We start from the raw sequence: 11,176 nt of genomic DNA, 5'->3' as shown, positions 1-11,176 counted from the left end.
GCACCCACGAACACCATCAAGCACCAACAGGCGCCAACTCGCCCGGACGGTCGACGACCAGACCTTCCCGGGATACCAGCAACAGGGATCGACCGGGATCGACCACCATCCGCGTCCGATCGGTGAACCCACGCCACCACTCGCCGGCGAGGAACGAGCGGACCGCGGCCTCCGATGCGAACCACACGCTCAAGACCGCTTCGAACGGCTCGTTGCCCTTGCCCGCGGCCGTCGCGGGGAAGTCTTCGGCGCGTCCCAGGGTCAGCGCCGTTCCGGCGCCGACCACCTCCACCGCTCCCAAGATCACCTCCGCGAAGCGCGCGTACTCGGCGGAGCTGTCCCTGGCAAAGCAGGCGAACAACCGCAGCGGCGCACGGTCGCGCCCACCGAGATGGGTGTACTCCCCACCGAAGATCCCCACGTACGGCTCCCAAGTGAGGAACTCTCCGGCATCCCGGACCGCGACCGCCGTGCCCTCGACGTCGTTGAGGCGCGCGGCTATCGCCTCGTCACACGCCGCTCGATCGGCGTAGAGGGACTCTCCGATCGCGTCAACGCCAGTGGTGACGTCTGGAAAGCCCTCGAGTCCCTCGTCAAACACGTCGGCCTGCACGTACCGGGTGACCGGCGGCCAGAAACCGTGCATCCCTAACGCGACCTCAAAGTGGGTACGCCACCGCCGCTGGAAGGCCTCGCGAGTGGTGCCCGGCCGGCGCCGAGCGATGTAGGCACGCTGGTACATGATGTTCTGACCAATCTCGGACGAAGCGGTTGGAATCACGCGTCGAACTGCCCGCCGGAGCGGACTCTCGACGTGACAGACCTAGCTACGGGCGGCGTAGGCCTGGTCGACGATCTTCAGCGAGGTCCGCAAAACCCGCATGAAGTTGTCGTACATGACCGCCGACAGGTCATCCCCACTCCACGAACGGCTCCGCATGACCGCCACGAAGTCCTGGTACTCCTCCGGTCCCGCCAGTCCGTCGATGGCGAAGTCGGACGGGTACTTGTGGACCCACTGCCATACCAGGTCCTCCTCCCCCGCGGAGTGCCCCATCTCCTTCAACGACTTGGCCGTGTCGGACGGGTCTGAACCCGCGGCTCCGCTTCTGGCCACCTGGCGGTAAAAGTCTCCGCCGATACCGACGCCGCCAATTCCGAGGATGGACCGGGCATGGTCAATGTGGTCGACGACCCGCTCCATCGTCGGCGCCTCGGGGTCGATGCTGAATGGCATGCACAGGACCCCGAGCACCCCCCCTGCTACGGCCATCTCACGCAGCTGATCGTCAGTCATGTTGCGCGGGCTGTCGAACACTGCCTGACAGGCGGAGTGGGTCACCACGGGCGGGATCATGTGCTCCAGTGCGAGGACGTCCGACACCGTCTCAGGTGAGGCATGAGCCAAGTCGATGACACCACCTCGTTCCTGGAGCTGCTTCACGAGCTCACGCCCCTGGTCCGAGAGCCCGCGACCATTCCCGTCGCCGAATGCGCCGGCATAGGTGTTGCTGTAGTTCCAGGTCAGCCCAAACCACCTGACGCCGAGCTCCCACACGGCCTCCAGCAGCTCCAGGTCGCCATCCATGATGTCGACACCCTCGAGTGCAAGGACCAGGCCGATGGAATCGCCGGCCAGGACCCGGTCGAGATCCTCCGAGGTCCGGATGCACGTCACCTGGTCGCCCGCCTCTGCCACAGCACGATGGAAGGCCGCGATTTGCCGCAGCGCCGCTCCGAGCTTTTCAGCGGGCGGGCGGTAGCACACGTTCACGGCACACACCTGGACCTTGACGCCGCCGTCGATCAAGTGCTGCAGCCAGTGTCGCTCGAACGGCCGTTCCTCCTTCGAGCGGTAGTCGAGCTCCAGAAGGAAGTTGTTGTGGGGATCGAAGACCGGGACGATCTTCTCGGGATTCTTTGCGGTCATCGTGATTGTCTCCTTAAGTGTTCGGTGCTACGGCAAGCACCTGGCGCCACCGATCGGGGTGACCACATCACAACCCATTGGGTCGCAGCCCGGGGTCAAATCGACCCCGCACCTGGGGTGCCGCATCAGTTGTCGTGCCGGGACGGTGAGGTCGGGACTGCGAGAACCCGCAGCCCCGACCTCCTTTGCCTCTACATCCGGCAACCCTGCACCGTACCGGTCACTGGTCGGTGCGCCAGACCGAAGACATGCCGTCCCAGACCGCGAAGCCGTTCTTGTCGGCCGTCGGCCAGCCTCGCGTGTTCTTCGAGACGGCGAGGACCGTGTCCATGGCTACGGGGTAGATCAGGTAGCCGCGTTCGAACAGGATCTCCTGGATCCGCCGGAGGTGCACCCTGCGCTCCTCCAATGTGGTGGAACTGATCGCCTTTTTGTACTCGGCTGTGTACTCAGGGTCATTCCAGTGGGAGTAGTTGTAGGCAGCCCCCGGACCATCCACGGTGAGCGAGAAGTTGATGATGCCCCGAGGAACCATCTGCTCGGCGGTCATCTGCCACTGACCCGCCTGCTCGTAGATCTTCGCCTCATCGACGACATTCACGCTCAGGTCGAGACCAACCTTGTGCGCGCCCTCGGCAATGATCTGAGCGAAATCCTTGGCCAAAGGAGGCACTGTCAACTGCATCTTCGCGCCCTCGGCGCCGGCTTCGGCGACTAGCTTCTTGGCGGCATCGATGTCCTGCGACCGCTTCAGGTCACTGGCAAAGTCCTCATCCCAGGTACCGTAGAGGTCGTTGGTGATGGTGCCGTAGCCACCAGCGATCACCTGGAGGATCTGCTTCCGGTCAACACTCAGCCGCAATGCCTGGCGCACGCGGGGATCCGCAGTCGGGCCCGTCGCAGTGTTCATGTAGATCGTTCCACCGTTAGCCGACGGTAGGGGCAGAACGTTGATGGAGGGGTTGCTCTTAAGGGAAGCCACTTGCGCACCCGGGTTGATGATGGCGTCGACCTGCCCGGAGATCAGGGCATTGACCCGGGCGTCGTTATCCGTGAGCACCTTCAGCACGAGCTTGTCCGCATGGGCCTTCTCGCCCCAGTAATTCTCGTTGCGGACGAACACCGCTTCCGTTCCCGGCGTCATGCTCTGAAGCACCCAAGGGCCGGTCGAGATGGGATGCTTGGGGTCGAAGTCCGTCGGAACGATGCCCATCGGCCCGCTGTCGCCCATGAGCTTCGCGAAGCCTGCGTCCGGACCCTTGAGAGTGAACACCACAGTCTTGTTGTCGACCGCCTTCACGGAGGCCACGTTGTTGAACACGGCAATGTTGAGGGCGAACAGCTTCGGATCCTGGATCCGTTTCATCGAGTAGACGACGTCGTCGGCAGTGACCGGCCGACCGTCGGAGAAGGTCAAACCGTCCTTGAGTACCACGGTCCACTTGCTCGCCGTATTGTCCGGCTCGAACGACTTGGCGAGGACATTGACCAGCTTCATGTTCTGGTCATAGGCAATCAGCGGTTCATACAGCACGTTCTGCGCGTAGATGCTCCACAGGCCATTCACGAAGTGAGGATCGATCGTCGTGTTCGACGACGTGGCGTCCACACCAATGGTGATCGTCCCGCCATCCTTCGGCACGCCTCCACCCCCTCCGCCGCCACTGGCGCCGCCACCCTGGCAGGCGGCCATGGCTAGCGACAGGACAGTCGCGAGCACCACTCCGAACACGAACCGACCGAGACGTCGGCCACCCATCCGGGTCGGCTCCGACCGGCCGTCATCCGGTCGGTCACCGACCGAACCTGTTCCCCTGGTCACCATCGCCAGTTCCTTTCATTGAGCTTCGCCGTTCGTTGACTCAGCGCGGGCCAGATACGCCACCCGGAATTCCCTAGCCACCTGGGCGAACCCCACCCTGCGGAGGTCGCACCAGCCAAGGAGACTTGTCTAACCCAAGCGATCCCTAGCATCTCTGCTATTCGGGCTAGTATTGCCGATAAATGACACATTCGCTAGCCCCATGATCGCCAAATCTTCGGTTTTCGCCCACCACACCGTGCGCCGGCGGCATCCGGCGCCGCCCTTCACGCATGTCGCCCTGGGCATCGCGTGTTCCGGGCGAGGCGGGCGACCGCGCACAACGCATCGCACGATTGACCGAGACGACACAAGACAGGGGTGCCACGAGCGCGACGTCAATGAGAGTCACAGAGACCGATATTTAGACAACCGCACATAGGCAGCAGTGGTTCGGAGCGCGGTGCCATGGACGGCACGTGAAAGGTGGCCCCAAACGCCGGCAGGACTCAACGTTCAGCCTTGGGCAGCAAGCCAAGAGTGCGGTGATCTCCGCAATAGACCGGGCCACTCGGCCTCTGAGGATGTTCAACGAGAACCCCAGTCCACGGTCGGCTGGGTCGCAGCCACGACCTTAGTGACCGCAACACGGTTGCCGGTGCGCCCTGAGGCGCGAACCTTGATGGTGCGCCCGCCACCCCGCGGTGATACCCCGGCGCTCTTCCCCAGCTACCTTCGAGACGGCGGAGCAGTTGGGAGTCAGAATCGCCGGCTCCCGCTTTACCGGGGCTGCGGTCCCAGCATCCGTAGTGCTGCCTCGGCAGGGATCCGGCGATAGCTTTCCAAGCACCCCCCGGCCTCGGTTGCCAACGACGCGCGCTGTGCGCGCACCTCCGGCAGGAACCCCGAGATTCCTTCGAGGAGCTGCTTCCTGCGCTCGCGGTCACGTTCCGGCCCGCCTCGCTGGTTCGCCAGCTTGTTCGGGGGCCATCGCTCGGGATGCAGGGTTATCCGCGCATTCGCCTCGGCCCTGGCGCCAGCGCCGATGATCGAGACGTCCGATTCGCGAACCCGACCCGTGCCCGAGTAGGCGAAGGCACTGACAATCCGGTCGAGGGCCGACGCAGGCTCCTTAAAATAGTGGTCGACGTGCGCGGGCGCGCCATCGGGCACGAGAAGCCGCGTGATGCCGCGGTCGTTGATGGCACCCAGAACGTCACGTGCATCCCCGGACACCTCCACCTCCTTACGCGGAGGGAAGAAGTCGAACCAGCTGTAATCACCCCAGTAGCCACCGACGTGAAACAGGAAAAACTCGGGGTAGGTGGGATTGTCACGGTCACGTCGTTCGGGGCGGACGTCGAAGAACGCCGTGATCGCCAACTGGATGAGGTTGGCTGCACCAACCCCTCCGAAGGGACTGTGCACAGCGATCCCCAGGCGGTCCTCTGGTCCCCACGCTGGCAGAATGTCCTCCCGCGTCGCCGGCAGGCCATTGACTCTGACCTCAAACATCGAGGATTCGAGTTGTTGTGCGGTATGCATGTCAGGATTCCTCGACCGATAGGCGCTCTGGCTGAATCACGCGAGGTCCGCGACCTGCAGCGATCCCACCAGGCCATCACGTCTTTCGATCGAGCGCTCGATCGAAAGAGTGTGCTTGAGCAGGGCCTTGGTGTAGGGATGTTCGGGCGAGGTCAAGACCTGGTGACACGGACCAAGCTCTGCGACGACGCCCTTCTCAAGAACGAGGACCCGATCAGCAATCGACTTCACGAGCGCGATGTTGTGCGTGACGAACAGCATCGACAGCCCTTCCTCGCTCTTGAGGTCGGCGAGGAGGTCCACGATCGCCTCCTGGACCAGAACGTCGAGGGCCGAGGTGACTTCATCACAGATCAGCAACTTCGGGCCGGCGATCAACGCCCTCGCGATCGCCACTCTCTGGCGTTCACCGCCCGAGAGCCGGTTGGGAAGCAGTTGGGCGACCTCCGGCTTGAGACCAACACGTTCGAGTGCCTCGCTCACTGCAGCGCGCCGTTGGATCCTCGTGCCAGGGTCAACGACCTTCTTGGCAAACTCCAAGCTCTGTCCGATGGTGAGCCGCGGATGCAGGGCGGTGAACGGACTCTGGAAGATGTACTGGAGATTCTGCACTTCTAGCCGGCTGCGACGGCCGGAGCGCTTCGCCAGCTCCTGTCCCTGCCACCGAACCGATCCGCTGTAGGTCGGATGCAGACCGATGAGCGCTCGAGACAGCGTGCTCTTGCCAGATCCGGACTCCCCGACGACGGCCACACACTCTCCAACGCCGATGTCGAAACTGACGTTGTGCAGCACCCTGCTATTTCCGTAAGAGGCGGCGAGATCTCGGACCTCGAGCGCCGGTCCGGTCGTCACAGTGCCGGAGACACCCGTATCGTCAGCCCCCTCCGCCCCCTCGTCCATGTGCACGCCAGCAGCCGACACGTGCTTCGGGTCGTCCTCGATGTCTGGCGCTGCAGCGATGAGGCGCCGCGTGTAGTCGTGCTGCGGAGTCCGGAAGAGCGTCGCAGTTGGCGCCGCCTCGACCACGCATCCCTCCCGCATCACCATCACGCGATCAGCGATGTCTGCTACTACCGCGAGGTCGTGAGTGACGTAGAGCCCTGCGATGCCGTGCGTGGAGCAAAGGTCCCTGACCAGGTTCAGGATGGTCGTCTGAGTTGCCACATCCAGGCCGGTCGTGGGTTCGTCAAGCACGACAACATCTGGCCGGGAGACGATCGCCATCGCGATCCCCACCCGCTGAAGTTGCCCTCCCGAGAGCTGGTGCGGGAATCGATTAGCGAACTCGGGGATAGCGGGTAGGCCCACACTCTTCAGTACCTCGAACAGCCTGGCCCTTGCCTCCTGGGTCGTGACCTCAGCCGAGTCGCGCGTCAGGACCTCGGTGATCTGGCGCCGAATTCGAAGGTTGGGATTGAGAGATGCTCTGGGGTCCTGCGGCACGTAGGAGATCGTGCCGCCACGGAGCAGCCGCCGCTGCTCGGGCGACAGTCGGCTCAATTGTTGTCCAGCGATCGCGATCTCTCCCGCCGACACGTAGGCCCCGTGGCGGGTGTAATCAAGGAGTGACATCCCGACGGTGGTCTTGCCCGACCCGCTCTCGCCGACCAGCGCGAGGATCTCGCCCGGCTCGATGGTGAACGACACATCGCTGACGATGGCGCGTCCACTCGGAATCTTCACGGTCAGGCCATCGACACGAACAGCGGGCGCGGATTCGACGGCGGCGAACTCGTGGTGGTTGGTCATGCTGCAGTCTCCGATCGTACTCGGCCCTTCGAGCGACCGGCGCTCTCCGTCAACAGGTTCACTCCGATCGCAAAGATGGCGATCATCACGAGGGGGGCAAGCACCGCGTACGGCTGCACGGCCAGGCCGCCCCTGTTCTCGTTCACCATGAGCCCCCAGTCCGCGGTCGGCGCGGAAACGCCCTGCCCTAGCACGCTCAGGCTGGCGAAGATCACGATGGACCAGACCGTCCGGAGGCCGAACTCAACCCTCAACGGGGCCGAGATGCTCGGTAGCACCTGGGTCAGAATGATCCGCAGCGGGGATGCCCCGACCGCCTCCGCGTACTCGATGTACTCCTGCTCGCGCACGTCGAGGGTCACACCCCTCAGGACTCGCGCCACCTGAGCGGCATGGGCGACGGCGACAAGGACCACCAGCATCCAGAGCTTGTTTCCGAACACGGAGACGAAGAGCAGGACGAAGACGATGGTAGGCAACGCCAGCATGACGTCCGTCGACCGCATCAGCAGTTGGTCGACCCAACCACGGTGGAATCCTGCCGAGACACCGATCGCGGCGCCAAGCGTGACGCCCAGCACGGCTGTCAGCAGCGACATCACCACCACGGTGGTTCCGCCTGAAAGCACGCGGCTGAGGACGTCGCGGCCCAGCACGTCAGTGCCCAGCAGGTGATGACTGCTCGGAGCCGAGAAGGGAAGATCCACGAACTCCGTGCTCCCGTAGGGCGCGACGGACCGCCCGAGTAGCACCACACCCGCCGTGAAGCCCACGAGCAGCAGGCCAGTCAGCAGGCGCTTGTCGCGGACGATCGACCGCCCTACTCGCCGGCGAACCGATGTGCGAGCTACCTCCGAGGTCTTCACAGTCTTGGGCGACTCCAGATCGTTTGCAGGCATTACTTCGTCCTCAACTTCGGGGTAACCAAGACGGTGGCAACGTCGGCGACAAGGTTGGCGACGACATACACGGTGGCGAAGACCATGACGATGAACTGGACCACTGGAACGTCGCGCTGCTCGACGGCGAGCGCGAGGCTGGTCCCCACGCCTGGGTACTGGAAAAGGAACTCGATGATGACGGTTCCTGCAAACAGGACGGCGATGGTCAGCGCCCCCACCTGGATCGCTGCGGTCACGCTATTGGGAAGCGCATGGCGCAAGATCACATGGCGTCGCTTGAGTCCCTTCAACTCCGCCATGGCGATGTAGTCCGAGTCCAGGACATCGATCATCGCCGCGCGGACCTGCCGGGCCATGTAGGGCAGGATCGCGATGACGAGCGTCGCAGTGGGGAGGATCAGGACGACCGGGTCGCTGAGCGTGGACGAGTTGCCAGCCACCAGCGACACCGCCGGAAACACTTGAAAGACCGTGGTGGCGAAGAGCATCACGAGGAAGAGCCCGATCACGAACTCCGGGAGCGCGGAGATGACCACCGACATCACGTTCACGATCGAGTCGATGACACCTCCGCGCCGGATTGCCGCCACGACTCCAAGCGTCATCGAGATTGGGAAGCCGATCACTGCGGTCAGCGCAACGAGAACGGCAGTGTTTGCGAGCCGAACCCCGAGCATATCGCCGACGTCGGCCCCGCCGACGATCGACGTTCCGAAGTCGCCACGAACAAAGCCACCAACCCACTCGACGTATTGGGACACAAACGACTGGTCGAGACCGAGTTCCGCACGTAGGGCGTCCAGCCGCTCAGGCGATGCCGTGTTGCCAAGAATGGCCACGGCCGCGTCGCCAGGGAGGAGCATCGTCGCGGCAAAGATGATGATCGACACCGCCCACAGCGTGAGCGCACCCGCCGCGAGTCGCCCGAACACCCACCGGTAGCGCCGGAACCACTTCTGGAGCCGAACGACAGGCCGCGGACGACCCGACTCCACGGCCGCCTCTTCTCGGCCAACTTCCTTTGCTTCAGTCACCTGCAACACCGTTTCCCATTGCTCGTCTCTTCAGGATCACTGTGCGAAGCCACTCGCGTCACGAACAGTCAACTCTGACACAGCCTGCGGCGGTGCAGTCATATCCGAGTCACTTTATTCGAACTATTGTGACCGATAGTAAGGCATCTGCCAACCCCCTTTCGTGGCGAGTTGCAGACGGAGCGCGCGTTCGGCGGGCGAGCCGGACTCGTCGTGGCCGCTGGTTCCACGCGTGACGACGGACGACTCCATCCCGTGACACAACTCGCGCGCCAGCAAGAGCGGACGAGTGACCCTGGCCAGACGAACGCGGCTACCTAACTAATCGACCCGAGCCACGGGATAGGGCCGGTCGGATGGCCGACGGCGGTGCGCCGAAGCCCCGCCATCTCTGCATACTAGGACGAATGGGACAGCGAAGGGGGACTCGACAAGACATCCAGTCCCCCTTCGCCGGACCTCACCGGCGATCCCGCGCAGCGGCACCTCGAGTCGCCCGAGCGATCTATGAGCGGATCACCAGCCCACACGCCCCAACCGAAGCGGCCGCTTCAAGTCCACGAGCGCAGCTCAGACCGCAGCCACGCCTCGCTAAGCACCCACCATGCCGTGCGCATCGATGACGTACTTCTTGGCCGTCCCCGAATCGAATTCGGCATAGCCGCGTGGGGCTTCGTCGAGAGAGATGGTGGTGGCGTTCACAGCCTTAGCAATGTGCGCCTTGTCCGCCAGGATCAGATTCATCAGCTGCCGGTTGTACTTCTTGACGGGGCACTGCCCCGTCACGAAGGTGTGCGACTTGGCCCAACCCAGTCCGAGCCTCACGCCGATCTGACCAACCTTCGCCGCGGCGTCCCGACCACCCGGATCACCCGTCACGTACAGGCCCGGAATCCCGAGACCAGCACCAGCGCGTGCGACATTCATGATGTCATTCAGGACCGTGGCCGGCTCCTCCTCCCCGTCGCGCCCGTGCCCTCGGGCTTCGAACCCAACGGCGTCGACCGCAGCGTCCACCGCTGGTTCGCCAACGATGTCAGCGACAATGTCCGTCAAGTCGACCCCCGTCGAGAGGTCAGCGGTCTCGCAACCGAAACTCGCCGCCTGCGCAAGGCGACCTGCATTCATGTCGCCGACGATCACGGTCGATGCACCCAGCAGTTGCGCGGAATAGGCCGCCGCCAGTCCGACGGGACCCGCTCCTGCAACATAGACCGTGGAGCCCGTCGTGACCCCTGCCGTGAATGCACCGTGGTACCCGGTGGGGAAGATGTCCGACAACATCGTCAGATCGAGGATCTTCTCCAACGCTTGGTCGCGGTCGGGGAACTTCAGCAGGTTGAAGTCGGCCCACGGGATCAACACGTACTCGGCCTGACCGCCGAGCCACCCGCCCATGTCAACATAGCCGTACGCCGCACCGGCGCGGGCCGGGTTCACGTTCAGGCAGATGCCCGTCTTGCCTTCGTTGCACATGCGACACCGGCCGCACGCGATATTGAAAGGGACAGAGCAGATGTCGCCGACCCGGTGGAACAGCACGTCATCGCCGATCTCGACGATCTCGCCCGTAATCTCGTGTCCGAGCGTCTGGCCGACGGCAGCGGTCGTGCGGCCGCGAACCATGTGCTGGTCGCTGCCACATATGTTGGTTGTCACGAGTTTGAGGATCGCCGCATGCGGCGCACCACGCTTGATGCCGAGGCCGTCCGCCACCTCGCCCGGGATCTCGAGCTTGGGGTAGTCGGTGCTCTCGACTTCGACCTTGCCTGGTCCTCTGTACACGACGACGCGATTCTGCGGCATGTGTCCGGACTCCGTCCTGCTCCCTCGTTGGAGCGCTTGGTGAATGCGGGTCGTTGACCTCGTCGCGCCGACCAACGCGGCGACCGAATATGTCCTCGGCGGTCGCGTCCGCTTCTGCACTCAGGCGCTGCCAAGGCTGGGCGACAAGTCGCAACGACGCTAACAGGCCACTCGGGGGCGAGCAATAGCGATCGAACTTATCCGTTATTCGTCTTTTACTGCTGCCTTTCGCGACGGGTCGCCGAACGATCCTCGTCGTTCGAACCAACGATGTCGGATATCAGGAACCGCGCAAGGCTCAGGTGATGCCCGGGAACAGCCGCTCGACCCCTCGGGCGCGGCTGGAACAGGCTTGGAACTGGAAAACGTCCGCCCGCCGCCGGTCGGCGGTGGGCGGTGGGCGGAC

The 11,176-nt window shown here is 63.9% G+C and carries 8 protein-coding genes; all 8 read right to left on the bottom strand.

The window, feature by feature from the left end; translation table 11 throughout:
• Nucleotides 1–16: 16 nt before the first annotated feature.
• The 8 genes from ACYQ1K_RS27465 to fdhA all read right to left on the bottom strand — a co-directional run bounded on the left by ACYQ1K_RS27465 (nucleotide 17) and on the right by fdhA (nucleotide 10,770).
• A complete protein-coding gene (locus tag ACYQ1K_RS27465; protein WP_459986813.1) occupies nucleotides 17–646 on the bottom strand; it encodes a hypothetical protein in 630 nt (209 codons plus the stop codon).
• Between the two features lie 177 nt (nucleotides 647–823).
• Nucleotides 824–1,930: a dipeptidase gene (locus tag ACYQ1K_RS27460; RefSeq protein WP_459986812.1), complete on the bottom strand. Its 1,107-nt coding sequence runs from the start codon at nucleotides 1,928–1,930 to the stop codon at nucleotides 824–826.
• Between the two features lie 220 nt (nucleotides 1,931–2,150).
• Complete coding sequence (locus ACYQ1K_RS27455) at nucleotides 2,151–3,755, bottom strand: ABC transporter substrate-binding protein (protein ID WP_459986811.1); 1,605 nt, start codon at nucleotides 3,753–3,755, stop codon at nucleotides 2,151–2,153.
• Between the two features lie 756 nt (nucleotides 3,756–4,511).
• Entirely contained in the window at nucleotides 4,512–5,276 is a 765-nt protein-coding gene (locus ACYQ1K_RS27450) for a hypothetical protein (RefSeq protein WP_459986810.1), read from the bottom strand.
• A 36-nt stretch (nucleotides 5,277–5,312) separates the two neighbouring features.
• Nucleotides 5,313–7,028 (bottom strand): ABC transporter ATP-binding protein, encoded by a 1,716-nt coding sequence (locus ACYQ1K_RS27445; protein ID WP_459986809.1) that lies wholly within the window; start codon nucleotides 7,026–7,028, stop codon nucleotides 5,313–5,315.
• The gene (locus tag ACYQ1K_RS27440) at nucleotides 7,025–7,927 is read right to left on the bottom strand and encodes an ABC transporter permease (protein ID WP_459986808.1); all 903 of its coding nucleotides are present in this window, start codon (nucleotides 7,925–7,927) and stop codon (nucleotides 7,025–7,027) included. The genes ACYQ1K_RS27445 and ACYQ1K_RS27440 overlap by 4 nt, the downstream gene beginning before the upstream one ends.
• The gene (locus ACYQ1K_RS27435; RefSeq protein WP_459986807.1) at nucleotides 7,927–8,964 is read right to left on the bottom strand and encodes an ABC transporter permease; all 1,038 of its coding nucleotides are present in this window, start codon (nucleotides 8,962–8,964) and stop codon (nucleotides 7,927–7,929) included. Before ACYQ1K_RS27435 ends, ACYQ1K_RS27440 begins: the two co-directional genes overlap by 1 nt.
• A gap of 591 nt (nucleotides 8,965–9,555) precedes the next feature.
• Complete coding sequence (gene fdhA / locus ACYQ1K_RS27430; protein ID WP_459986806.1) at nucleotides 9,556–10,770, bottom strand: formaldehyde dehydrogenase, glutathione-independent; 1,215 nt, start codon at nucleotides 10,768–10,770, stop codon at nucleotides 9,556–9,558.
• Between the last annotated feature and the right edge of the window lie 406 nt (nucleotides 10,771–11,176).

Source organism: Nocardioides sp. AN3 (genome assembly GCF_054653495.1).
This window is presented reverse-complemented; position numbering and strand designations above follow the sequence as displayed.

Excerpts from the sequence above, each read along its gene's own strand:
- ACYQ1K_RS27460 (WP_459986812.1), bottom strand. The coding sequence starts at position 1,930 with ATGACCGCAAAGAATCCCGAGAAGATCGTCCCGGTCTTCGATCCCCAC.
- ACYQ1K_RS27465 (WP_459986813.1), bottom strand. The coding sequence starts at position 646 with ATGCACGGTTTCTGGCCGCCGGTCACCCGGTACGTGCAGGCCGACGTG.
- ACYQ1K_RS27455 (WP_459986811.1), bottom strand. The coding sequence starts at position 3,755 with ATGGTGACCAGGGGAACAGGTTCGGTCGGTGACCGACCGGATGACGGC.
- ACYQ1K_RS27445 (WP_459986809.1), bottom strand. The coding sequence starts at position 7,028 with ATGACCAACCACCACGAGTTCGCCGCCGTCGAATCCGCGCCCGCTGTT.
- ACYQ1K_RS27450 (WP_459986810.1), bottom strand. The coding sequence starts at position 5,276 with ATGCATACCGCACAACAACTCGAATCCTCGATGTTTGAGGTCAGAGTC.
- fdhA (WP_459986806.1), bottom strand. The coding sequence starts at position 10,770 with ATGCCGCAGAATCGCGTCGTCGTGTACAGAGGACCAGGCAAGGTCGAA.
- ACYQ1K_RS27440 (WP_459986808.1), bottom strand. The coding sequence starts at position 7,927 with ATGCCTGCAAACGATCTGGAGTCGCCCAAGACTGTGAAGACCTCGGAG.